This window comes from Arthrobacter sp. TJ-270, assembly GCF_058269075.1.
In genome coordinates this window covers 426266-449967 of record NZ_JBZCNB010000002.1, presented here as the reverse complement: position 1 = coordinate 449967, position 23702 = coordinate 426266, and the positions used below count along the sequence as shown (strand labels likewise).

Here is a 23702-nt window from a genome sequence, read left to right as displayed (position 1 = left end):
CGGTCCGGCGGGTAGTCAGTGACACGCGCGCTCAAAGCAGGCGAAGCTCCGCCACAACCAGATCCGTCAGCCGTTCGGCCCGGGCAATATCGGCTTCCGAATCGCTCGAACTCCCCACCAGCACGTCGATCACCGTGCTGTCCACCACGGACCTCACCGTCATGGACTGCTGGACGGTTCCGGGGACCTGGACGGTTGTGCGCAGGGCAAGATCCTCGTCCGCGGCGGTATCAACTTCCACCTCCACGACGGTGGTCATAATCTCCTGGTTCGAGATCTCCATGGTGAACTCGGAACACACGTTCAGCTGACTCCGGCTGGCCTGCATCTGGGCAATGGCCGCGTCCTCCGAGGGGAGGCTCGAGAGGCTGACGGTGTCCGGCTGAAGCGAGGACTCCCCCGCAAACGTCATGGCGGCGCGGCTGGCGTCAGCTGAAAGCGGTTCCGGGCTGGGTTCGGCGTAGACGTTGCATTCCTCGGGAGTCACAGCAATGTCCTCCGCCCGGCGGGCGCCCTCTTCTTCCTCCAGTGCGCGAAGTTCGTCGTCCGGGATGACCTGCGCGTTGAGCGGCTCGGCTTCGTCGACTGCAACGAGCACGGCCTCAAGCTGTCCGGCGCTGAGCTGGGAGCCGTCCCCCACCGGATGCGATTCCCCCGGGCCGGGCTCCACTGTGCTGGAGGGGCTCGCTTCCGCCGTTGTTGCCGGGGGCTGTCCCGGCAACTGTTCCTTCACTGATTCAGGGTTGCAACCGGCCAGCGCCATGACAACAGCGAATCCGCTGACGAGGCGGGGGACGCTCCTCATGGTGGGCCTTCCGGACGTAGGGACGATGCATGCGTTGGTCGGATCAGAAAAGCACAGTGGCGAACTCACCCGCCTGCCTGAACCCAACGGTTTTGTACAGGGCCAGGGCCCGTGTGTTAAACGAGTTCACGTAGAGACTTGCTGCCGGAGCGAGCTTGAGTGCTTCATCCACGACAGCTGACATGTAGGCCGCGCTAAGGCCCTGCCCGCGATAAGCGGGATTGACCCAGACACCCTGGATCTGCGCGGTGCTCGCCGAGACCGTCCCAAGTTCCGCCTTGAAGATCACCTGGCCGTCGTCGTCGAAATCCACGAGAGAGTGCCGCCGGCGAATCAGGCTGGCCACGCGCCGCCGGTAGTACTCCTCGCCGCCGACGTAGGGCGAGTAGCCAACTTCCTCCTCGAACATGGCCGCGCATGCGGGCAGAATCTTCTCCAGCTCATCTGATTCCGTGTGCCGCAGCGTTGCCGACGGAGGAACCGGGGACGGCTCCCGGATCTCGAGCAGGGGTTGTTGGGCACGAACGTCGAAGGGCTCGGGACTGTATGAGCTCAGGGTGGACCAAAGGCCCATCACACTCGCTGCGGGACCGAAGATAGAGGAGAAACGTCGCCCGCTCTCGCCGAGTAGGGTTCCCAATGCGGCGGCGTCTTCTCCGGCCATACCGACCGGCACCAGATTGACCCCGGTCCAACACGCCGAAACCATGCGTGAACCGTAGAATGCGCCGATCACCTCGCCCCCGGACGACGACGGCGCCGCCGTACCGGCTGCCTCCAGATGCGCGGCCATGAACACGTTGGCCGTGCTGTCCGAATTCACCAGTTCCCAGAGGTGCGAGGTGTCTTTCCCGGCAAGGGTCCGAAACGCAACTCCGTCTGGCGACTGTCTACCGGACGGTAACCACGGGGCCACCCGAGCCAGCAGTTTCGCCATCGGTCTCGCCCATCTCTTCTGCAATCCTCATTGCTTCCTCAATGAGTGTCTCAACAATCTGGTCCTCAGGAACAGTCTTGATGACCTCTCCCTTGACAAATATCTGGCCCTTCCCATTCCCGGAGGCCACGCCGAGGTCAGCTTCACGGGCCTCACCAGGGCCGTTCACTACGCAACCCATCACCGCGACCCGGAGAGGAATCTCCATGCCCTCAAGCCCTGCTGTCACCTGGTCCGCCAGGGTGTACACGTCCACCTGGGCACGGCCACAGGAGGGACAGGACACAATTTCCAGCTTGCGCGGACGCAGGTTCAGCGACTGCAGGATCTGATTTCCGACCTTGATCTCCTCGACGGGAGGCGCTGACAGCGAAACCCGGATGGTGTCTCCGATTCCCTTGGAGAGCAGTGCCCCGAAGGCGGTAGCGGATTTGATGGTGCCCTGGAAGGCGGGCCCCGCTTCCGTCACGCCGAGGTGCAGGGGCCAGTCACCGCGCTCGGCCAGCAGCTCGTACGCCCGCACCATGATCACGGGGTCATTGTGCTTGACCGAGATCTTGAAGTCGTGGAAATCGTGTTCCTCAAACAGGGACGCTTCCCAGACAGCCGATTCAACGAGCGCTTCGGGAGTTGCCTTGCCGTACTTCTCCATCAGGCGCGGGTCAAGGGACCCGGCGTTGACACCGATCCGGATCGATGTGCCGGCGGCCTTCGCCGCGGCGGCAATCTCCTTGACCTGGTCATCGAACTTCCGGATGTTGCCTGGATTCACCCGAACCGCTGCACATCCTGCGTCGATCGCTGCGAACACGTACTTCGGCTGGAAATGGATATCTGCGATTACCGGGATCTGCGACTTCCGGGCGATGATCGGCAAGGCCTCGGCGTCGTCCGCTGAGGGGCATGCGACGCGCACGATGTCACACCCGGAAGCGGTGAGTTCGGCGATCTGCTGAAGGGTGGCGTTGATGTCCGTGGTGGGAGTTGTGGTCATGGACTGCACGCTGATCGGCGAGTCTGAGCCGACGCCCACGGAACCCACCTTGATCTGGCGGGTCTTGCGCCGCGGTGCCAGTGTGGGTGGCGGAGCGGCGGGCATTCCGAGGTTGACCGAGGTCAAAGCATCCTCCAGGGATAGGTTCTTGGGCTAGGTGTCGAGGGACGGGTTGCTGATCACTGTGGACCGGCTAACGATTCGCGTGCTCGGCGAGAATCCCGACGACGGGATTCCACTGTGTTGTCTTGACTGCTGATATAACGCCTGCAGCGGCGAAAGGGTCCTGCTTCAGGAGGTCATTCAACTCAGCTTCGCTATCAGCAACAAAAAGCAGCAGCGCTCCCGCATTGTCCGCGAAGGGCCCCGACGCGAGCACGTTTCCCCTGCCGACCAGCTGGTTCAGCCATTCCCTGTGCGCCGGGCGGTGTTCATCCCGGCGGGCTTCGGACTCGGCCCCATACACGTACTCCACTGCGAAAACACTCATGCATCCACCCTACGTGATCAGAGCAGGTAGACAGCTGTGAGGCCCGCGACAGTGCAGGCCCAGAGGAGAGACGTCAGCGTTCCAATGATGAACCGCTCGGCGGCCGCGGGCGTTTCCTTGAGCTCCGCGTAACGTCCCAGACCTTTGATCGCCACGACATATGCAATGGCAACGGGCTCGTTCAGGAGAATGGCCAGCGCTACAGCAGTCCGCTCAAGGATGCCGATCACAAGTCCTCCGCGCAGAACGCCTGGTACGTCGGGAGCCGCCTCACTTAGCGCTGCCTCTGTTTCCGGTCCCTCCCCGTCAAGGCCGGTCGGAGCGGGGAGTTCCTTCTTCTCCTCCACTGCGCGTGCCAGGCGAAGGACGGCGAGCGTGAGGGGCCCACCAAGGATTCCTGCAACGAGCAGCGCTATGGAGCCCCACAAAAAGTCCATTATTCTCTTCCCCCATCTGCGGCCTGCTCAACATTTCCCTCCGCCAGCTGCAACAGTACTGCGGCTGCCGGACGCGCCGCCCACTCTTCGGTCCAGCCCGATCGGAATACCGCCTTGCTCACGGCCTGCGGACTGATGTCCAACGCCCGCGCGACCGCCGACTGACTCCCCCTTTGCTGCGGCTCGAGGAGATCCAGGATCCGCCAGTCCGCATCCGACCGATGCAGAACAAAGCGTCCGATCAGCGAAAGCACGCCTTCGGCCTCAGCAGCACCGTGCGGGCCCTCCACGGCGACAGGAGCGCGATCGCCGGTCTTCTTGGCGCGCTCGACGGCGGCCCTCGCCTCCACGAATGCGCTTCCCCTTCCCTCGCGGGGAGTCGCGGGGAGCGGAAGCTCTACAATTCCGACGCCTATTCCGACGTACCAGCCATCGTCACGCAGGCAACGCAGCGTGACTTCGATGACGTCTTCGGGTGAGGTCAGCACGCCCTGAATCTCATCGCCGACCGATCGCTCGAACGGGATCGCGGTGGGAACCCCATCCAGTTGGCGCAGCAGGTCAGGCACCCTGTCGGACTCATTGGTGCTGTTGCGCTGATCGATCGTCAGGACGTACATAGCTCAACCCTAAGCGGTTGATTTATCAAATTCAATCTATTTAGGGTGAAATGCGGTATTCAACCTCATCCGAAGAGATCAACCGGCTTCACGATGTCCGCGTAAATCAGGAGAGCACCCATGCCCATCAGCAGGATTGCGACTGCGTAGGTCACGGGAAGCAGTTTGGCCATATCGAACGGTCCTGGATCCGGCCGTTTGAAGAGCTTCGCCACGCCCCGACGCAGTCCCTCCCAGAGCGCACCGGCAACATGGCCGCCGTCGAGGGGCAGCAGCGGGATCAGGTTGAAGACGAACAGCGCGAGGTTGACTCCGCCGACAAGACCCACGAGGGTAGCCGCGCGCGCTTCCAGCGGAATCTCCTCCATCGCAGAGACTTCTCCGGCGATTCGGCCCACACCCACCACGCTGATGGGGCCCTCCGGATCGCGCGGCGCATCCGAGAACGCCGCTTCGGCAACCTGCGCCACCCGTTGCGGCAGATTGAGCACGACGCCGGTCACACGCACCAGGCTCTCACCCACGGCGGGCATGACCTCCGATGCCGGCTGCGGCACCAGTTCCTGCCGGGACCCTACCCCGATAAAACCGACGTCCTGCATCATGGGAGTGCCGTCAGCGTTCAGCTTGGCCCTGCCGTCGACGTCGGGCACCGGACGCTCTGTCAGCAACGGCTCGATCGTTGCATTGATCGTTTCACCATTCCGGACGTAGGTGATCGGCACTTCCTGCCCGGCCGCGTCACGAATCCAGGAGGATAGCTCGGTCCAACCGGTCACCTGACGTCCGTCGAAAGCCACAATCCGGTCCCCCGGCTGCAGGCCGGCCTCGAATGCGGGAGCGGCTGGGTCTGCCGGCCCGCAGGCAGTCTGCCCAGTCTCCTGCTGCTGGGCAGCAGGGACAACACACTTATACACCTCAGAGACGGTGGTGGTGGGCTGCGCAGATCCGAACCCCATGATGAGGATTGCGAACATGATTATGCCGATCAGCAGGTTCATCAGCGGCCCGCCGAGCATGATGACGATCCGCTTCCAGATGGGCAGCTTGTAGAAGACGCGGTTGTCGTCCCCGGGCTGAAGCTGTTCCGCGGCCACCTGGCGCGCATCTGCTGCCAGCTGCTGGAACATACCGGTGCTGGACTGGCGGACGGGAGCACCGCCGTCGGCCGCTTTTGCAGGCGGGAACATGCCGATCATGGAGACGTACCCGCCCAGCGGGAGCGCCTTCACGCCGTACTCGGTCTCTCCCCTGCGCCTGGAGAAGATGGTGGGGCCGAACCCGATCATGTACTTCGTCACCCGGACCCTGAAGAGCTTCGCGGGTACCAGGTGACCCACTTCGTGCAGCGCAATGGACGCCGCGATACCGACGGCTACAAAGAGCACCCCGGCTATGAACAGCAAAATCGACACTCGTCAGTTCCTTAGTGGTGGGTGAATCTCAGTCTGGAAGCCACAACGAATCCGCGCAGTGCCCCGTGCCCAGGCCTCGGCGTCGAGCACTGACTGAAGGGTAAGCACCGGCTCACTGGTGTGGCTCTCGACGACGGCGCGCACCGTGTCGACGATGTCGGTGAAGCCGATCCGCCCGGCATGAAACGCCGCCACGGCTTCTTCGTTGGCGGCGTTGTATACGGCCATGAACGTGCCGCCGCGGGCTGCCGCGTCCTTGGCGAGCGCGACAGCCGGGAACGCGTCCTGGTCCAGCGGTTCGAACGTCCAGGCGGTGGCCGTGGTCCAGTCGCATCCGGCGGCAGCGCCGCGTATCCGGTCAGGCCAGCCCATACCAAGGGCGATAGGCAGGCGCATATCGGGGGGTGAGGCCTGGGCGATGGTGGACCCGTCAATGAACTCCACCATTGAGTGCACCACCGACTGGGGGTGAACGACGACGTCGATCCGATCCAGGGGCACATCGAACAGCAGGTGCGCCTCGACAACCTCGAGGGCCTTGTTCACCATCGTTGCCGAGTTGGTGGTGACCATCAGACCCATGTCCCATGTGGGGTGCGCCAGCGCTTCAGCCGGGGTGACGGATACCATCTCGGCGCGCGTACGGCCTCGGAACGGTCCCCCTGAGGCAGTGAGCACCAAGCGACCGACTTCCTCGGGGGTCCCGGAACGGAGCGCCTGCGCGATGGCGGAGTGCTCTGAATCGACGGGCACAATCTGCCCGGGGCGTGCTGCGTCCCGGACAAGCTGACCGCCGGCTATGAGCGATTCCTTATTGGCGAGAGCCAACAGGTGGCCCTGCTTGAGTGCGGCGAGGGTCGGTGCCAGCCCGATCGAGCCGGTGATGGCATTGAGGACGACGTCGGCGTCCGGCCAGGAAGCGAGGCTTGCGGATGCGTCAGCACCGGTGAAGAGCTCGGGCCGGTACCCGGATTTGCCGGCCTCCCGGGCGGCCTCGGAGATGGCCGCTTCGAGTTCTTCCCGGGATCCGACAGCGGCAGCGACCGCCGGGGCACCTGATTCCACCGCCTGCGCCGCCAGCAGCGGCAGGTTGGAACCACCTGCGGACAGGCCCGCCACGGTGAACAGGTGTGGTGACTGCGCGATGACGTCGAGCGCCTGGGTGCCGATCGACCCGGTGGATCCGAGGATGACGACGCGGCGCGGCGCGGACTGCGCTGGAGGGAAATCCATGTCCTCAGTATCCCGCACCACGGGGCTCAGGTCAGGCGTCCCGCCCGTCGCAGGGTCTGCTCGGCATGCCGGAGGATCGGCTCATCGACCATCTTGCCGCGGAAGGTGAACACGCCGTCGTGGTGTTGCGCTTCGGCCAGCACCTCGCGTGCAAACTGCTCCTCGTCGGCCGAAGGCTTGTATGCCTCCCGAATGACCTGTACCTGGCTCGGGTGAATGCAGGCTTTCATACCGAATCCGGAGGCGACAGCGTCACGTGCTTCCTCGGTCAGACCCTCGATATCCGGGATATTGACGTAGACGGCGTCCACAGCCTGCTTGCCGGCGGCTGCGGCGGCCAGGAGCACCGTGGATCGGGCGTGCATCGCGATATGGCGGTAGCCGCCGTCGTCCTTGCGGCTGGCCGTCCCACCGAGCGAGGCGACCAGATCCTCTGCTCCCCACATGAGTGCGACGACGTTGGGCTCTTCAGCAAGCTCGCCCGCCTTCTGCACGCCCCGGGCCGTCTCGCAGAGGGCCACCACGTCGAAGCCGTTAAGCGCCCACAGATCCTCACATCCCTCTGTCTTGGCCAGCATGACGGTCCGGTATTTCGTTTCCCGGAGGGCCTGGAGGTCCCTCGCGAACTCATGACTCTGGGCAGGATTCACCCGCACGATAGTCTTCGCCGGGTCAAGCGGATGCGAGATCAGCGCTTCACGGGCGCCGGCCTTACGATCAGGGGCCACCGCATCCTCGAGGTCGAGGATCACGGCGTCGGCGCGCTCGGCAGCCTTGCCGAACCGCTCCGGTCGGTCAGCGGGGCAGAAGAGCAGGGCCGGGCCCATGGTGAAGTCAGTCATGAACGCCCTTTCCCTCTCCGTGCGCGGCCGAGGACCACATCAACACGGTGCGGGTAGCCAGCGCCACCACCTCGCCGTTCTGGTTCCGCCCAGTGTGTTTCATGGTCACCAGTCCCTGGCCCGGACGGGAGTTCGACAGCCGTTTCCCGGTGATCTCCGTCTCGGTATAGAGGGTGTCGCCATGGAAAAGGGGTTTCGGGAAGGAGACATCCGTCAGTCCAAGCTGGGCCACGATGGTTCCCTGCGTGAGCTGGGTGACTGACTGCCCGACGACGGTGGCAAGGGTGAGCATGGAGTTCACCAGCCGCTGCCCGAACGGCTGCCCCGCGCTCCAGGCGGCGTCCAAGTGCAGCCCCTGGGTGTTCATGGTCATGGTGGTGAAGAGGACGTTGTCCGTTTCGGTAACCGTCCGGCCCGGCCGGTGCGCATACACCACGCCCTCTTCGAGTTCCTCGAAGTACAGTCCGCGCTGTTCAATGACACGCTGTTCAGCCACGCCATGTTCAGTCACCTGCGCCTCCTCGGTGACGCGCTCGGGAGGGTTCGCCGTCATACGGTCAGTTCCTGGTCTTCCTCGAAAAGCTCGGCGCCGGTGGCTGCCGCCACATCGTCAATGGACACGTTGGGGGCCAGCTCGCGCAGCACCAGCCTGGACTGCCTGCCCGCGGCAACGACGTCAATCACGGCGAGGTCCGTGATGATCCGGTCCACGCAGCCCTTGCCCGTAAGCGGCAGCGTACATTGTTCCACGATCTTGGGCCTGCCGTTCCGGTCCACGTGCTCCATCATCACGATGACCTTTTTGGCTCCGAAGACCAGGTCCATCGCGCCGCCCATGCCCTTGACCATCTTGCCCGGGATCATCCAGTTGGCGAGGTCCCCGTTCGCGGCCACCTCCATGGCGCCCAGCACGGCCACGTCCACGTGCCCGCCCCGGATCATGCCGAAGGACAGGGCCGAGTCGAAAAACGCCGCACCCTTGTTGACGGTGACGGTTTCCTTGCCCGCGTTGATCAGGTCCGGGTCGATCTCGTCCTCGCCCGGGTAGGGTCCGACGCCGAGAATCCCGTTCTCGGAGTGGAGCACCACTTCTACGCCGGCGGGAATGTAGTTGGGGATCAGGGTGGGCATCCCAATACCGAGGTTGACGTACTGGCCGTTGCTGAGCTCCTGCGCCACGCGGGCGGCAAGTTCGTTCCGCGTCCAGCCCTTGCCCTCGGGATGCGACACTGCAGCGCGCCGATACTCGGGACGGATGCCTTCCGGGCGGGGAGCCTGCGGGCTGTTCGGATTCATGGCTATGCTCCTGCCTGGTCGGTGGTGCCGGCTGCCGACGGAGCGGACAGCGCCACCGTCCGCTTTTCAATACGCTTCTCGGTGTCCGGGACGTGAACAACCCGCTGCACGAAGATGCCGGGCGTATGTATGTGCTCCGGGTCCAGCTCACCCGGCTCCACCAGCTCCTCGACTTCCGCGATGGTGATCCGGCCGGCCTGGGCACACAGCGGATTGAAATTCATCGCCGTCGCGTGGAAGACCAGGTTGCCGTGACGGTCGCCTTTCCACGCGTGGACCAGTGCGAAGTCGGGGTTCACCGACTCCTCGAGCACGTAGTCCTGCCCGGCAAATTCCCGTACTTCCTTGGGTGCGGACGCAATGGCGATGTTGCCGGCGTCGTCGTACTTCTGCGGCAGGCCGCCCTCGCTCACCTGCGTGCCCACGCCCGCCGTCGTGTAGAACGCGGGAATGCCCGCGCCGCCGGCGCGCAGCTTCTCCGCCAGCGTCCCCTGGGGCGTCAGGACCACCTCGAGCTCGCCCGCCAGGTACTGCCGGGCGAACTCCTTGTTCTCCCCGACGTAGGAGCTGATCGTGCGGCGAATGCGGTGATCATCGAGCAGCCGTCCCAACCCCCAGCCGTCCACCCCGCAGTTATTGCTGATCGTTTCAAGCCCGGAGGTCCCCTGATCGTGCAGGGCGTCGATGAGCGCCACGGGGATTCCGCAGAGCCCGAATCCACCAACGGCCAGGGATGCCCCGTCCGGGATGTCCGCTACGGCCTCGGCTGCCGAGGCGACGACTTTGTCTATCACTGCTTCTCCCTTACTTGTTCTATCAGCGCGGTGGTCACCTTGATGATCTGAAACGGACGGTCAGAGTCCGAGTTCGCGGGCGATGAGCATCAGCTGTACCTCCGTGGTCCCTTCTCCGACCTCAAGGATCTTCGAGTCACGATAGTGGCGGGACACCGTGAACTCGTTGATGAACCCGTATCCGCCGAAGATCTGTGTGGCGTCACGGGCGTTGTCCATGGCTGCCTCGCCCGCGACCAGCTTAGCGATGGACGCCTGCGTCTTGAACGGCTTCCCCGCCAGCATCCGGGCGGCGGCGTCGTAGTAGGCCAGGCGTGCCGTGTGGGCGCGTGCCTGCATGCGGGCGATCTTGAACTGGATGGACTGGTAGGCGCCGATGTTGTTCCCGAAGGCTTGACGTTCCTTGGCGTAGCTGATCGACTGCTCCACACAGCCCTGTGCTGCCCCGGTTGCGAGAGCGGCAATGGCAATCCTGCCCTCGTCGAGGATCTGCAGGAAGTTCGCGTAACCACGTCCGCGGGTTCCGAGCAGGTTCGCCTCCGGAACCCGGACGTCCTTCAGGGTCAGCGGATGCGTGTCCGAGGCATTCCAGCCCACCTTGTTGTAAGGCTTCTCCGCAGTGAATCCGGGCGTGTCGGTGGGCACGAGAATCGTGGAAATTTCCTTCTTCACCGAGCCGTCTTCCCGCGTGGCGGTGTCGGTGACCGCAGTGACCGTCACGAGGCGGGTGATGTCGGTACCCGAGTTGGTGATGAACTCCTTCGTGCCGTTGATGACCCAATGGCCGTCAACGAGTCGGGCGTTCGTCTTGGTCCCCGATGCGTCCGAACCCGCCTCCGACTCGGTCAGCCCGAATCCGGCGAGCGCCTCACCGCTGGTCAGCATCGGCAGCCACTGCTGCTTCTGCTCCTCGGTGCCGAACCTGAACACAGGCATGGCGCCGAGGGACACGCCCGCCTCCAGGGTGATGGCAACAGACTGGTCGACGCGCGCCAGCTGCTCGAGGGCGAGGCACAGAGCGAAGTAGTCGCCATCCATCCCGCCGTACTGTTCAGGGAAGGGGAGCCCGAACAGACCCATCTCGCCCATCTGGGCGACCACGCCGTAGGGGAAACTGTGCTCTTCGTCGTGTTTGGCGGAGACCGGCGCTACAACCTGGTCTGCGAACTCCCGGACGGTATCGACAAGGTCCTGGTATTCCTCGCTCAGTTCGAAATTCATGACTCGGGGTCTTCCTGTTCACTAGGGGCGGCACCGGCTGCGGCAGGGTCTTCTGCTTCACCGGCGGATACGGGATGGATTCGTGCGACAACCTGGTTCGCGGAGACCAGGTCGCCGGGGCTGAGGGTGATGGCGACGGTGCCGGCAACGGCTGCGGTGAGCTGGTGTTCCATCTTCATGGCTTCGACGCTCACCAGGACATGCCCCTCCTCCACCAGATCGCCGTCGGCCACGTTCACGGTGATGACGGTGCCCGGCATCGGCGAGCGCACTTCCGGGTCAGCGTCCCCTTCGGTGCGGGCGATGGAGGCCAGCTGAGCCTGCAGGATTTCCTCGCGGGAGAGCATCCGGACGGGCTGGGACCAGCCGTCGTCCGTCAGCCAGAGAGTGGAACCGTGGGGAACGAGGCGCGTGTCGAGGGTGACGCCGTCGACGACGGCGCGGGGCGCCTCTGCGACCTTGCCTGCCTTCAGCCAGGAAACCCTGTGACGGTTTCCATCGACGTCCACGACGCTGTGCTCACCGCTGGTCGTGATGAGAACCGTCCGGGACGCGGTGTTCCCGACGGAAAGCCGCACGGGTACTGCCGCCGGTACCCCACCGATCCGCCAACCGTCCCTCGTGTGCCAGGGCGAGCCTGAGCCTTGTCCTGTGCTTCCAGCAGCGGAGACCGCCCCGGCGAGTACGACGGCGGCAGCAGCGATCTCGGCGTCAGTCGCCGTCCGGAAGGCCAGGCGGGGAAGCTTCCGCTCGATCATGGTGGTGTCGAGTTGACCTGCGCGGACGTCGTCGTCATTGATCAGCAGCCGCAGGTACTCCACGTTGGTGCGCAGCCCGGCGATTTTGGTCTGTGCGAGGGCGCGGTCCAGCCGGTCGAGAGCCTCGGCGCGGGAGTCGGCCCACGCGATGACCTTGGAGAGCATCGGATCGTAGGTCGGGGAGATTTCGAGTGCCGGAAGCAGCGCGCTGTCCACGCGAATGCCCTCGCCCTCCGGTTCGGCGAGGTCGACGACGGTGCCCGCCGAGGGCAGGAAGCCGGCTTCCGCATCCTCCGCGTACACGCGCGCTTCCACCGCGTGGCCGGTGAGTACGACGTCGTCCTGGGTAACCGTGAGCTTCTCGCCGGCCGCGATGCGCACCTGCCACTCGACGAGGTCGACGCCCGTGACCATTTCGGTGACCGGGTGTTCCACCTGCAGCCGGGTATTCATTTCCATGAAGAAGAACTCATCGGGCGCGTCATCCGAGACCAGAAATTCCACTGTGCCGGCGCCCACGTAGTCGACGCTGCGGGCCGCGTTGCAGGCCGCCTCGCCGATCCGGGCGCGGGTTGCTTCGTCGAGCAGCGCGGAAGGGGCCTCTTCGATTACTTTCTGGTGCCGGCGCTGCAGGGAGCATTCCCGCTCCCCCAGGTGGATGATGTTGCCGTAGGTGTCAGCGAGTACCTGCACCTCGATGTGCCGCGGGGTGCGGACGAGCCGCTCGAGGAACAGCGTGTCGTCGCCGAAGGCGGAGGCAGCGACACGGCGCGCGGTCCGCAGGCCGTCCGGAAGGTCCTCGGGGCGCTCCACGGCGTGCATGCCTTTGCCTCCGCCGCCCGCCGAGGGTTTGATCAGCAGCGGATACCCGACCTGGTCTGCAGCGTTGATGAGGTCCTCGTCGGTCAGGCCCGATTCGGCGATGCCCGGCACCACCGGTACGCCGAAGCCGCTGACGTGGTTTTTGGACCTGATCTTGTCGCCCATGACGTTCAGGGCGTGGACCCGGGGACCAATGAAGACGATGCCGGCCTGGTCAAGCGCACGGGCGAAGGCCTGGTTCTCGCTCAGGAACCCGTACCCGGGATGCACCGCCTGCGCGCCCGTCTCCTTGCAGGCTTCGACGATCGCCTCGATATTGAGGTAGCTCCGGGTGGGTGCGGCCGGGCCGATGCGTACGGCCTGGTCTGCCTCGCGGACGTGGCGTGCACCGGCGTCGGCGTCGCTGTAGATGGCGACCGATCGGATACCGAGTGCACGCAGCGTCCGGATGACGCGGCATGCGATTTCACCGCGGTTGGCAACGAGGACGGTGTCGAAGAGTGTTGGAGAGGTTGGCATTCTGCTCACATCCTGAAGAGGCCGAAGGAGGTTTCCGGCAGCGGCGCGTTAGAGCAGACGTCGAGCGCGAGGCCCAGGACACGGCGGGTATCCGCCGGGTCGATGATGCCGTCGTCCCAGAGCCGCGCGGTCGAGTAGTAGGGACTCCCCTGCGCCTCGTACTGCTCACGGATCGGGGCCTTGAACACTTCCTCGTCCTCGGTGCTCCATTCCTCACCCCGCGCCTCAAGCTGGTCGCGCTTCACCGTGCTCAGGACGGACGATGCCTGGTTGCCGCCCATGACGGAGATACGGCTGGCCGGCCACATCCAGAGGAACCGCGGCGAGTACGCGCGCCCGCACATCGAATAGTTGCCGGCGCCGAAGGAGCCGCCGACGACGACGGTCAGTTTGGGCACGCGGCAGGTCGCCACCGCGGTGACCATCTTGGCTCCGTGCTTGGCGATGCCGCCCGCTTCATAGTCACGGCCCACCATGAATCCCGACAGGTTCTGCAGGAAGATCAGCGGTATGCCGCGCTGGTCACACAATTCGATGAAGTGGGCGCCTTTCAGTGCGGACTCGCCGAAGAGGACACCGTTGTTTGCGACGATGCCGACCCGATGGCCATACAGCGTCGCGAAGCCCGTCACGAGGGTGGTGCCGTAGTCCTTCTTGAACTCATGGAAGCGGCTGCCGTCCACGATTCGCGCAATGATTTCGCGGGCATCATAGGGCGCATTGACGTCAACCGGCACGGCGCCGTAGAGACCCTCCATGTCCACGGCCGGCTCTTCGGGCACGTCAGGCGTCCAAGCCTTCTCCGGCTTGGGCAGCGTCGCGACGATATCCCGGATGATTTCCAGGGCGTGCTGGTCATTTTCGGCAAGGTGGTCGACGACGCCGGAGGTCTTAGCGTGTACGTCACCGCCGCCGAGTTCCTCCGCAGTGACGATCTCACCGATTGCCGCCTTCACGAGCGGTGGGCCGCCGAGGAAGATGGTGCCCTGGTTCCGGACGATCACTGTCTCGTCGCTCATGGCAGGCACGTAGGCGCCACCGGCGGTACAGGAGCCCATGACGGCGGCGATCTGGGGGACCTTGCGCGCGGACATGGTGGCCTGGTTGTAGAAGATCCGGCCAAAGTGCTCCCGGTCTGGGAATACCTCGTCCTGCTTCGGAAGGAATGCTCCCCCTGAGTCCACCAGGTACACGCAGGGCAGGTTGTTTTCCAGCGCAACTTCCTGCGCCCGGAGGTGCTTCTTGACCGTCATCGGGTAATACGTGCCGCCCTTGACCGTCGCATCGTTGGAGATCACGAGGACGTGCCGGCCATGAACGAGGCCGATCCCGGCGATGACCCCCGCGCCGGGACTCTCATCGTTGTACATACCGTTGGCGGCCAACGGCGCGATCTCAAGGAAGGGGCTCCCAGGATCAAGCAGGTGGTCGATGCGGTCCCTGGGCAGCAACTTTCCACGGCTGACGTGGCGTTCGCGGGAGCGTTCGGGACCGCCTAATGCCGTGCTGGCGAGACGGTCGCGAAGTTGTGTGGCGAGTGCCCGCTGACCGGCGTCGTTCTGCCGGAACGCTTCGGCGCTCGGGTCAAGTCGCGATGCCAGGGTCTCCATTGACGTCCTTCCGGTGCGCAGATCACTCAGGATTCGCGTGCGCAACCACTCAGTTAGCGGGGATTAACTCAAATTCAGGTTAGTAGCTATTAACCGAACTGTCCACCAGAATGGAGGCATTCCCCTCCCCCGGTTCGCTCCGACACGAAAGGCGGGCATGGACGCTCCAGCTCCTACCCGGATGACCGGCCGCAGCATGGCCAAGGCGTCCCGTCGCGCCGCACTGCTGGACGCCGCGGCGCAGCTCTTTGCCGAGCGCGGCTACAACGGGGTGTCGATCGAGGACCTGGGCGCAGCAGCCGGAGTGAGCGGGCCGGCTGTCTACCGGCATTTCAGCGGGAAGCCGGCGGTCCTCGCGGCGCTGCTGGCCGGCGTCAGCCAGGATCTGCTCGAGGGCGGACGGGCAGTTGTCGCTGGATCCCCGAGCCCGGAGCAGGCGTTACGCGGCCTGATCGAGTTTCAGGTGGACTTCGCCCTCCGCAACGCCAACGTCATCCGGGTGCAGGACCGCGACCTCAGTTCGCTGACCGACGAAGACCAGGAAACCGTGCGTTCGCTGCAGCGCAGCTACGTCGAGGTGTGGGTTGATGCCCTCGCCGAGCTGGCGACAGGACCGGACAGGACGCACCTGCGTCGCAAGGCCCACGCCGCGTTCGGACTCATCAATTCAACCCCGCACTCCACCCACCGTCGCCGCAGCAGCAAGGACACCGCTGAACTGCGCCAGCTGCTTGAGGAGATGGCCTGGGCGGCCCTCAGCGTTGCGGCGTAAGTACGCGAAGGACACCGACACGTCACGTCCTAGTACGCTGAAGGAGATGCACATCGAGTGCACAAGAACTTCGCTGAAATAAACCAGTTCCGCCTACCTGAAAGCTTCCAGTGATCACGCTACGCGCCGTTGAACCCTCCGACCTGGATGAGTTCTTCTCCCACCAGCTAGACCCCAGCGCCAACCACATGGCCGCCTTCAGTGCCAAGAACCCCTCGGACCGGGGTGTCTTCAACCACCACTGGCAAAACATCCTGAATGATCCCACCGTCACGGTCCGCACCATCGTCGCTGACGGCGACGTGGTGGGCAGCATCCTTGCCTACCGGGACGGCGACATCCCGGAAATCAGCTACTGGATTGACAAGGCCCGGTGGGGACAGGGAATTACGACGGCGGCAGTCGGCCAGTTCCTCGAGGAATTCACGGAGCGTCCGTTGCGGGCACGCGCTGTTGTCGACAACACCAACTCGATCCGCATCCTGGAGCGCTACGGTTTCACGCAGGTGGGCGAGACGCAGGGCTTTGCCAACGCGCGTGGCGCGGTGGTCAAGGAACTTCTCCTCGAGCTGCGCTAGCTGTAATTCCCACGGAGGATTTTGCGCAGCTCCGGCGGATTCGGACGGCGTCCGGTCCGCCGGAGCTGCGCAGCACTTCTCAGACCATCGTCAGGACCATGCCGGGATCGGACAGGATGGTGCCGATGTCCGCGAGGAAGCGAGATCCCTGTTCGCCGTCCACCAGCCGGTGATCGAAGGACAGGCTCAGGGTCATCACCTGCCGCAGCGCAATCTCGTCCTGATACTCCCATGGCACCTTCCGTACCGAGCCCATGGCGAGGATCGCGGCTTCTCCCGGATTGAGGATCGGCGTTCCCGCATCGATCCCGAAGACTCCGACGTTGGTGATCGAGATGGTCCCGCCGGAAAGGTCTGCGGGACTGGTTTTGCCGGCACGGGCGGTGTCCGTCAGGTCCTGCAAGGCAGTAGCCAGTTCACGCAGACCAAGCGCCTGTGCCTCCTTGATATTCGGCACCATCAACCCCCGCGGTGTCGCCGCCGCTATGCCGAGGTTCACGTAGTGATGCTGCACAATCTCCTGGGCGGCTTCGTCCCACCGCGAGTTCAGCGTGGGGTTCCGGTCCAGCGCAATACATAGGGCCTTGGCTACGAGCGCCAACGGGGTGATACGGACGTCTGCGAACGCCCTGCTCGACTTCAGCCGGGCGAGGAGGTCCATCGACGCCATGACGTCCACGGTCAGGAACTCAGTGACATGCGGCGCGGTGAAGGCGCTGGCCACCATCGCGGCGGCGGTGTGCTTGCGCACACCCTTGATCGGCGTACGTGTTTCCCGCTGGCCGGCAGCGCGCGGCGGCGGCGCGGCGGCTTCCTGCGTAGGCTGCGCCTCGCGGTGGCCTTCCTGCTGTGCCGCCAGGACATCTTCCCGGGTGATGAGCCCCTCCGGACCGGTGCCGTTCAACTGTGCGAGGTCGACGCCGAGATCGCGCGCGAGTTTGCGCACCGGCGGCGTTGACCGCGGACGCTCCCGCGGTGCCTCGTCAACGGCAGCTGCCGGAGCCGGTTCATCGGCCACGGCCGGACCCGGTTCCTCGGTCCCAGCGGGAGCTGGAGCCTGCTCGGTCTGGGCAGGAGCGGCGGCGTTCGCCGAGTCACCGCGCCGGGCCCGCCGGGCGGGCCGTCCCGTCTTTTCAACCGCTGCGCCGTAGCCCACGAGATTAGGCTCCCGTTTGGCCGGCTCGGGATCTTTCTCCACCGGTGCTTCCTCGCTGCCGGCCGCGGCACCGGACCCCGGTACGTCGAAGGAAACAATCGGTGAACCGACCTCCACCACGGTCCCCGGTTGCTCATGCAGCTTCGCGACTATCCCGGCGTAGGGAGAAGGCAACTCGACCACCGCTTTCGCGGTTTCGACGTCGGCGATGACCTGGTTGAGCTCCACCGTGTCGCCGACCGCGACATGCCAGGCGACAATCTCCGATTCAGTCAGGCCTTCGCCGAGGTCGGGCAGTCGGAATTCCTTGATCACCGGCGCCACTATCCTTCCAGTCCGCTCAGAGAGTTCGGCCGGCCGAGGGCGCGGTCAACTCCGTCCAGTATCCGGTCCAGGTCCGGCAGATGGTGGAACTCCAGCTTGGAGTAGGGGTACGGAATGTCGAATCCCGTGATGCGGACGGGGGCGTGCTCCAGATAGTAGAAGCAGCGCTCGGTGATGCTCGCCGCGATCTCCGCGCCAAGACCGCCGGATTGCGGGGCCTCATGGGTGATGACCAGACGCCCGGTCTTCCGGACGGACTTCTCCACCGTCGCGAAATCGATCGGCGCAAGGGAACGCAGGTCTATCACCTCAACCGAGACGCCGTCGTCGGAGGCTGCAATGGCAGCGTCGCGCGCCGTCGGTACCAGCGGTCCGTAGGTGACCAGCGTGACGTCGCTGCCCTCGGTGACCACGCGCGCGTCGTTCATGCTTGTAGCGGTGATGTCGACGCTCTCGTCCACCTCACCCTTCACGTGGTAGCGGCGCTTCGGTTCGAAGAACAGGACCGGGTCATTGCTGGCAATCGCCTGCTGGATCACCACGTAGGCGTCCTGTGGGTCGGACACACTGACCACCCTCAGCCCGGAGGTATGGGTGAAGTAGGCCTCGGGCGACTCCGAGTGGTGTTCAGGGGATCCGATACCCCCGCCGAACGGGACCCTGACGGTCAGCGGCATTTTCACGGCGCCCTGCGTGCGGTAGTGCAGCTTCGCTACCTGGCACACGATCTGGTCGAACGCCGGATAGATGAAACCATCGAACTGGATTTCGACGACGGGACGGTAGCCGCGGTAGGCCAGTCCGACTGCCGTCCCCATGATGCCGGATTCCGCGAGCGGCGTATCCAGGACACGGTGCGGCCCGAAGTCCTTCTGCAGACTGTCTGTGATGCGGAAGACACCACCGAGCTTCCCGATGTCCTCGCCCATGAGGACGACCTTCGGATCATCCTCCATGGCCCTGCGAAGACCTGCGTTGATGGCACGGCCGAATGTCATGGTGGACATCAGCGGCTCCCTTCCTCAGAGGCCTCGAATGAGGTCAGGTAGTGCTCGTACTGGTCCTGTTGGCGCTCGAGCCACGAGTTGGGCTCACTGTAGACGTGCTTGAAGACGTCGAGCGCTGCCGGTTCCGGCATGGAGATGCAGCCCTCCCGGAGGCGGGCCGCGACGTCGTCGGCCTTGGCCTTGACCGCATCGCTCACCTCAGCGGGCAGGAGACCCTGTGCATCCAGCAGCCCGGCCAGGCGCGCGATGGGGTCCTTGGCAGCCCAGTCCTCGAGTTCATTCGGGTCACGGTAGCGGGTTGGGTCATCGGCCGTCGTGTGCGGGCCCATCCGGTAGGTCACTGCCTCGATGAAAGTAGGGCCGCCGCCGGTGCGGGCGCGGTCGAGGGCCTCGCGGGTGACGGCAAGACAGGCGAGCACGTCGTTGCCGTCCACCCGAACGGACGGAATGCCGAAGCCGGGTGCACGGCGGGCAATGGGCACATGTGCCTGCAGCCGCACCGGCTCGGAAATGGCCCACTGATTGTTCTGGCAGAAGAAGATGACCGGGGCCTGGTAGCTGGCCGCGAACACCATGGCTTCGTTCACGTCGCCCTGGCTGGTGGCGCCGTCGCCGAAGTAGGTCACGGCTACGGAGTCCGCGCCGTCGTTCAGGATGCCCATGGCATATCCGGTGGCGTGCAGGGTCTGGGCTCCGATAATCACCTGCGGCGTGGCCATATTGATGGCATAGGGGTCCCAGCCGGACGAGGCGTTACCCCGCCAGACCCTCAGGATGTCGGTGAGGTCCACGCCGCGGCAGTACGCGACAGCGTTCTCGCGGTAGCTGGAGAAAACGAAGTCATCCTCGCGGAGCGCACGGCCTGAGCCGATCTGCGCCGCTTCCTGGCCCAGGAAGGGCGGCCAGAGTGCAAGTTCGCCCTGGCGCTGGAGTGCTGTCGCTTCGGCGTCTATCCTGCGGACAACCACCATGTCCTCGTACAGGGCCTGCAGAGCCGCGCCGTCGATGTCGGAGACCCAGCGGTCATACACGGCGTTGCTGCGTCGTTCACCCTGGGGCGAGATGAGCTGTACCGGCTCGTCCTGCGCGGCGTCCGCTTCATTGTTCAGAGGCACGTTCACTCATCCTTCTCGCTAGCAGCATCGGCGTTCCCACACACCCGCGAACCGCGTCCTCCGGCGCTGTGAAAGGGCCGAGGGGCATCATTGCCCGTGGTAATTGTGACGATACTCACGTGACCCACACAGCACAACCGATTCTGGTTTTAGTGAGCATTATGCTCTATTTCCTACCCCGTGCCCGTGCTACCGTTGCGCAGTATGCAGCTCCCTGACGGTACCGACACGCGGCTTCTGCTCGCCCTTGCACGTGACCCTCGGCGGACCGTCGTCGCCCTCGCCCAGACGCTGGGACTCTCCCGCAATACCGTGCAGGCACGCATGACCCGTCTCGAGAAGAATTCGACGTTCCTCTCCTTCGAACGCCGCATCAACCCGGCGGCACTGGGGTACCCCCTCACCGCGTTCATCCAGATCCATGTGGACCAGCGGAAGCTCGCGGCTATCACCGGCCATCTGGCCGATATCCCGGAGGTTCTGGAGGCTCACGGATTGACCGGGCAGGCGGACATCCTCGTGCGGGTGGTGTCGGTGGACGCCGAGGATCTCTTCCGGATCAACGGGAAGATCCTGGCGTGTGACGGTGTGGAACGCTGCGACACCTCCCTCGCGATGCACGAGCTGATCCCGTACCGCATGGAGCCCCTGCTGGAGCGCGGATCAGAGGAGTAACCGCGCGGATCTGCAGGCGGAACCATCCGGAACGCCTGTAGACGCGAATGGTGTGCAGAGCTCCATTCCGGAGCACACACCAAACGGAAAGGCATCACCATGAGCTCCTCCCCCAACCGTCTTCTCGCAACCGTCTTCGGCGTCGTCTACCTGCTTGTCGGAATCCTCGGATTTTTCGTGACCGCCGGCGTCGGTTTCTTCGCGACCGAGGGCAACACGCTGATCATCTTCGAGGTCAACCCCCTCCACAACATCATTCACCTGGCGATCGGCGCCGCCCTGCTGATGGCCGGCCTCAAGTCGGTGAACGCCGCCAAGGGCGTCAACACCACCGTCGGAGCCGTCTACCTGCTGGTCGGAATCCTCGGGCTCTTCCTTGTGGGCACCTCGCTGAACATCATCGCCCTCAACGGTGCGGACAACGTCCTGCACCTTGCGAGCGCCGTTCTCCTGCTGGGCGTAGGCCTGTCGCAGGACAAGAGCGTCCGCACCTCACGCGCCCACGCCCACACCGCGTAGTCCGGGCGACACGTCCATGAACAGTGCTGCGCTGGAAGGGCGGGTCCGTCCCGCTCTTCCTCGTCGTGCCGATGCCGATGCCGGGCAAGGGTCCGCTGATGAACTGCTCGGCCTGTTGTCCGGCTTCACGGCCCTCGGCTCCGGCCTGACCTTCTTCGCGCTCGCGGCTGATGCGCTCCTGGCTCCGGGAACTGTCATGAACCATGTCCTCGGAGGCGTCGTCGGCCTTTGGGCGGTGGTACTGACCGCCTGGGGAATTCTGGCCTTGCGCGGCCTGCCCGGCCGGAACCGTGCGAGCAGGCTGCTGGCGGTGTCCGTACCCGGGATTCTTCCTGTTGCCGGCGTCGTCGTACTGGGAGTCCTTGCCTGGAATACACTGCTGGCGCCGGTCGGCAACCGGGATTTTGATCTAACCCTGGCATCGGCTCTGGCGCTCGTTCTCCTGCAGCTCGGCTGCCACGGTGCCCTGCGCCGTCGCGCCGGACGGACGCTCCCCTCGACGCCGGTCTCACCCGGCAAGCTCCTCGGAGGGCTCTTCCTCTCAGCCGTGCTGGTAGCCGGTATTACGACGCCGGGACTCGCCGCCTCGACGGCCGGCAACCACGCTGTGCCTCACGGCCAGCATGGCTCGTTGCCCGAACCGGCAGATCACGCGGACCACTAGAACCGCTGGCCTGCCGGGCAGAGCTGCCGGAGGCGACAGAAGGGGCCGGAATCGAAACGATTCCGGCCCCTTCCGATATTTCCCCGATTAGTGGCTGGTGGCCTTTTCGGCACCTACGCCGGTCAGCGACCGGACCTCCATCTCAGCCTGCTTCTGCGCATCTTCCGTACGCTTGGCCAGCACAGTGCCGAGCCAGCCGAGGAAGAACGCCAGCGGAATCGAGACGATGCCCGGGTTGCTGAGCGGGAACCAGGAGAAGTCCGCCGTCTGGATCATTGACTTTTCCCCGCCGGAGACCACCGGCGAGAATGCGATCAGGATGATCGCAGTGAGCAGGCCGCCGTACATGCTCCACAGCGCGCCCTGGGTGTTGAACTTCTGCCAGAACAGCGAGTAGATGATTGTCGGCAGATTGGCGCTTGCCGCCACGGCGAAGGCCAGGGCAACGAGGAAGGCGACGTTCTGTCCCTGCGCACCGATTCCGCCCAGGATGGAAAGGACTCCGATGACGACGACGGTGCGCCGCGCCACTTTCACCTCGCCATCGGGATCAACCTGTCCCCGGCGTACAACGTTCGCGTAGATGTCATGGGCGAACGAAGCTGCGGCGGTGATGGTGAGGCCGGCGACCACGGCGAGGATCGTGGCGAAAGCGACTGCCGAAATAACTCCGAGCAGCAGCGGTCCGCCGAGTTCGAAGGCCAGCAACGGCGCGGCCGAGTTCACGCCGCCGGGAGCAGCGTTGATGCGGTCTGCGCCGATCAATGCTCCGGCACCATAGCCGAGTACCAGCGTGAACAGGTAGAACGCTCCGATGAGCCAGATGGCCCACACCACCGATCGGCGGGCTTCCTTGGCGGTAGGCACGGTGTAGAAGCGCATGAGAACGTGCGGCAGGGCGGCCGTTCCGAGGACAAGCGCGAGGGCCAGCGACACGAAGTCCAGGCGCGTTGTGCCGGTTGCCCCGTACTGCAGGCCGGGTCCGGTGATCGCGGGGTTGCCCGCGGTTTCGATTGCCGCGCCGAGCAGGGTTGACAGATTGAAGCCGTGAAGCGCCAGGACCCACACCGTCATCACGAAGGCACCGGCGATAAGCAGGCAGGCCTTGATGATCTGGACCCAGGTGGTGCCCTTCATGCCGCCGATCAGCACGTACAGGATCATGAGCGCGCCCACCACGGTGATCACCAGGGACTGGCCCAGGCGGTCGTCGATGCCCAGGAGCAGCGACACCAGGCCGCCTGCGCCTGCCATCTGCGCCAGAAGGTAGAAGAAGCACACGGCGAGGGTGGTGATGGCCGCGGCAATGCGGATCGGGCGCTGCTGCAACCGGAAGGACAGGACATCCGCCATGGTGAATTTGCCGGTGTTGCGCAGCAGCTCCGCTACGAGCAGGAGCGCCACCAGCCAGGCGACCAGGAACCCGATGGAGTACAGGAATCCGTCGTAGCCGTTGATGGCGATGGCACCGACGATGCCGAGGAAGGACGCAGCAGACAGGTAGTCCCCTGCGATCGCCGTCCCGTTCTGCGGCCCGGTGAAGGACCGGCCTGCCGCGTAGTAGTCGGCAGCGGTCTTATTGTTGCGGCTGGCGCGCAGCACGATCACCAACGTGATCGCAACGAAGAGTCCGAAGATGGTGATGTTGAGCCATGGCTCGCCGACCGTGGTCGTTTCTACGGTCTGCAACGGCAGGAACTGCCTCATTTGATGCCTCCCTCGTCCTGGAAGACCTCTGGAGCCTGGGCCTCGAGGTCATTTCGCAGTTCCTCCGCGATGGGGTCGAGCCGCTTGTTCGCGTAGCTGACGTACCACATGGTGATGGCAAAGGTGCTAACGAACTGAAGGAGACCGAGGAGCAGTCCGATGTTGACGTGTCCGAAGACGGGCGTGGACATGAATTCGTGCGCGTAGTCCGCAAGCAGGACGTACAGGAAGTACCACAGCAGGAACGCGGCGGCCATGGGAAAGACAAAACTGCGGTGCCGCCTTCTGAGTTCCTTGAACTGCGGCCTCTGCTGGACTTCCGTGAAGTCCACCGGGGCGGACGGCGGTGCGCCCGTGGATGGGTCAGGACCCATGGATACCTCCTCGTTAGG

25 protein-coding genes are annotated in these 23702 nt (G+C 64.7%); 5 read left to right on the top strand and 20 right to left on the bottom strand.

Annotation, left to right across the window (positions count from 1 at the left end; translation table 11 throughout):
• Positions 1-31 precede the first annotated feature (31 nt).
• The 15 genes from AC4D2M_RS06780 to AC4D2M_RS06710 all read right to left on the bottom strand — a co-directional run bounded on the left by AC4D2M_RS06780 (position 32) and on the right by AC4D2M_RS06710 (position 14793).
• On the bottom strand, positions 32-805 hold the full coding sequence (locus tag AC4D2M_RS06780; protein ID WP_490890841.1) for a hypothetical protein: 774 nt from the start codon (positions 803-805) through the stop codon (positions 32-34).
• A gap of 43 nt (positions 806-848) precedes the next feature.
• Positions 849-1628: a GNAT family N-acetyltransferase gene (locus AC4D2M_RS06775; protein WP_490890840.1), complete on the bottom strand. Its 780-nt coding sequence runs from the start codon at positions 1626-1628 to the stop codon at positions 849-851.
• 67 nt (positions 1629-1695) lie between these two features.
• Entirely contained in the window at positions 1696-2862 is a 1167-nt protein-coding gene (ispG, locus tag AC4D2M_RS06770; protein WP_490890839.1) for a flavodoxin-dependent (E)-4-hydroxy-3-methylbut-2-enyl-diphosphate synthase, read from the bottom strand.
• 67 nt (positions 2863-2929) lie between these two features.
• The gene (locus AC4D2M_RS06765; protein ID WP_490890838.1) at positions 2930-3226 is read right to left on the bottom strand and encodes a YciI family protein; all 297 of its coding nucleotides are present in this window, start codon (positions 3224-3226) and stop codon (positions 2930-2932) included.
• Positions 3227-3243: 17 nt separating this feature from the next.
• On the bottom strand, positions 3244-3663 hold the full coding sequence (locus tag AC4D2M_RS06760; protein WP_490890837.1) for a hypothetical protein: 420 nt from the start codon (positions 3661-3663) through the stop codon (positions 3244-3246).
• A complete protein-coding gene (locus AC4D2M_RS06755; protein WP_490890836.1) occupies positions 3663-4283 on the bottom strand; it encodes a MarR family transcriptional regulator in 621 nt (206 codons plus the stop codon). The genes AC4D2M_RS06760 and AC4D2M_RS06755 overlap by 1 nt, the downstream gene beginning before the upstream one ends.
• Before the next feature lie 65 nt (positions 4284-4348).
• A complete protein-coding gene (locus tag AC4D2M_RS06750; protein WP_490890835.1) occupies positions 4349-5698 on the bottom strand; it encodes a M50 family metallopeptidase in 1350 nt (449 codons plus the stop codon).
• 3 nt (positions 5699-5701) lie between these two features.
• Entirely contained in the window at positions 5702-6931 is a 1230-nt protein-coding gene (gene dxr / locus AC4D2M_RS06745; protein WP_490890834.1) for a 1-deoxy-D-xylulose-5-phosphate reductoisomerase, read from the bottom strand.
• A gap of 26 nt (positions 6932-6957) precedes the next feature.
• The gene (locus AC4D2M_RS06740; protein WP_490890833.1) at positions 6958-7773 is read right to left on the bottom strand and encodes an HpcH/HpaI aldolase/citrate lyase family protein; all 816 of its coding nucleotides are present in this window, start codon (positions 7771-7773) and stop codon (positions 6958-6960) included.
• On the bottom strand, positions 7766-8326 hold the full coding sequence (locus tag AC4D2M_RS06735; RefSeq protein ID WP_490890832.1) for a MaoC family dehydratase: 561 nt from the start codon (positions 8324-8326) through the stop codon (positions 7766-7768). Before AC4D2M_RS06735 ends, AC4D2M_RS06740 begins: the two co-directional genes overlap by 8 nt.
• Positions 8323-9069 (bottom strand): CoA transferase subunit B, encoded by a 747-nt coding sequence (locus AC4D2M_RS06730; protein ID WP_490890831.1) that lies wholly within the window; start codon positions 9067-9069, stop codon positions 8323-8325. The genes AC4D2M_RS06735 and AC4D2M_RS06730 overlap by 4 nt, the downstream gene beginning before the upstream one ends.
• 2 nt (positions 9070-9071) lie before the next feature.
• Entirely contained in the window at positions 9072-9863 is a 792-nt protein-coding gene (locus AC4D2M_RS06725) for a CoA transferase subunit A (RefSeq protein ID WP_490890830.1), read from the bottom strand.
• A 60-nt stretch (positions 9864-9923) separates the two neighbouring features.
• Entirely contained in the window at positions 9924-11084 is a 1161-nt protein-coding gene (locus AC4D2M_RS06720) for an acyl-CoA dehydrogenase family protein (RefSeq protein WP_490890829.1), read from the bottom strand.
• Positions 11081-13183, bottom strand: coding sequence for an acetyl/propionyl/methylcrotonyl-CoA carboxylase subunit alpha (locus AC4D2M_RS06715; RefSeq protein WP_490890828.1), 2103 nt, complete (start codon positions 13181-13183; stop codon positions 11081-11083). The genes AC4D2M_RS06720 and AC4D2M_RS06715 overlap by 4 nt, the downstream gene beginning before the upstream one ends.
• 5 nt (positions 13184-13188) lie before the next feature.
• Entirely contained in the window at positions 13189-14793 is a 1605-nt protein-coding gene (locus AC4D2M_RS06710) for a carboxyl transferase domain-containing protein (protein ID WP_490890827.1), read from the bottom strand.
• Positions 14794-14950: 157 nt separating this feature from the next.
• On the opposite strand from AC4D2M_RS06710, the gene AC4D2M_RS06705 reads away from it, so the two are divergent.
• Positions 14951-15565, top strand: coding sequence for an SACE_7040 family transcriptional regulator (locus tag AC4D2M_RS06705; protein WP_490890826.1), 615 nt, complete (start codon positions 14951-14953; stop codon positions 15563-15565).
• A gap of 110 nt (positions 15566-15675) precedes the next feature.
• Positions 15676-16143 carry a GNAT family N-acetyltransferase gene (locus AC4D2M_RS06700; RefSeq protein ID WP_490890825.1) on the top strand — a complete coding sequence of 156 codons (468 nt, stop codon included), beginning with the start codon at positions 15676-15678 and terminating at the stop codon, positions 16141-16143.
• 79 nt (positions 16144-16222) lie between these two features.
• Here AC4D2M_RS06700 and AC4D2M_RS06695 read toward each other — a convergent pair whose 3' ends face one another.
• From AC4D2M_RS06695 to pdhA, 3 genes are read right to left on the bottom strand one after another with little or no spacing between them, the layout of a single operon-like run.
• Entirely contained in the window at positions 16223-17614 is a 1392-nt protein-coding gene (locus AC4D2M_RS06695) for a dihydrolipoamide acetyltransferase family protein (protein ID WP_490890824.1), read from the bottom strand.
• An 8-nt stretch (positions 17615-17622) separates the two neighbouring features.
• Positions 17623-18630 (bottom strand): alpha-ketoacid dehydrogenase subunit beta, encoded by a 1008-nt coding sequence (locus tag AC4D2M_RS06690; RefSeq protein WP_490890823.1) that lies wholly within the window; start codon positions 18628-18630, stop codon positions 17623-17625.
• Complete coding sequence (gene pdhA, locus AC4D2M_RS06685; RefSeq protein ID WP_490890822.1) at positions 18630-19745, bottom strand: pyruvate dehydrogenase (acetyl-transferring) E1 component subunit alpha; 1116 nt, start codon at positions 19743-19745, stop codon at positions 18630-18632. Before pdhA ends, AC4D2M_RS06690 begins: the two co-directional genes overlap by 1 nt.
• A gap of 204 nt (positions 19746-19949) precedes the next feature.
• Between pdhA and AC4D2M_RS06680 the strand changes: the two genes are divergently transcribed.
• From AC4D2M_RS06680 to AC4D2M_RS06670, 3 genes are all read left to right on the top strand, one after another.
• Positions 19950-20420, top strand: coding sequence for an Lrp/AsnC family transcriptional regulator (locus AC4D2M_RS06680; protein WP_490890821.1), 471 nt, complete (start codon positions 19950-19952; stop codon positions 20418-20420).
• Positions 20421-20519: 99 nt separating this feature from the next.
• A complete protein-coding gene (locus AC4D2M_RS06675; protein WP_490890820.1) occupies positions 20520-20939 on the top strand; it encodes a DUF4383 domain-containing protein in 420 nt (139 codons plus the stop codon).
• 16 nt (positions 20940-20955) lie between these two features.
• Positions 20956-21603 (top strand): hypothetical protein, encoded by a 648-nt coding sequence (locus AC4D2M_RS06670; protein WP_490890819.1) that lies wholly within the window; start codon positions 20956-20958, stop codon positions 21601-21603.
• A gap of 87 nt (positions 21604-21690) precedes the next feature.
• On the opposite strand, the gene AC4D2M_RS06665 is transcribed toward AC4D2M_RS06670, so the two are convergent.
• Entirely contained in the window at positions 21691-23310 is a 1620-nt protein-coding gene (locus AC4D2M_RS06665; protein WP_490890818.1) for a solute symporter family protein, read from the bottom strand.
• The gene (locus tag AC4D2M_RS06660) at positions 23307-23684 is read right to left on the bottom strand and encodes a DUF485 domain-containing protein (RefSeq protein ID WP_490890817.1); all 378 of its coding nucleotides are present in this window, start codon (positions 23682-23684) and stop codon (positions 23307-23309) included. Before AC4D2M_RS06660 ends, AC4D2M_RS06665 begins: the two co-directional genes overlap by 4 nt.
• Positions 23685-23702: the final 18 nt, after the last annotated feature.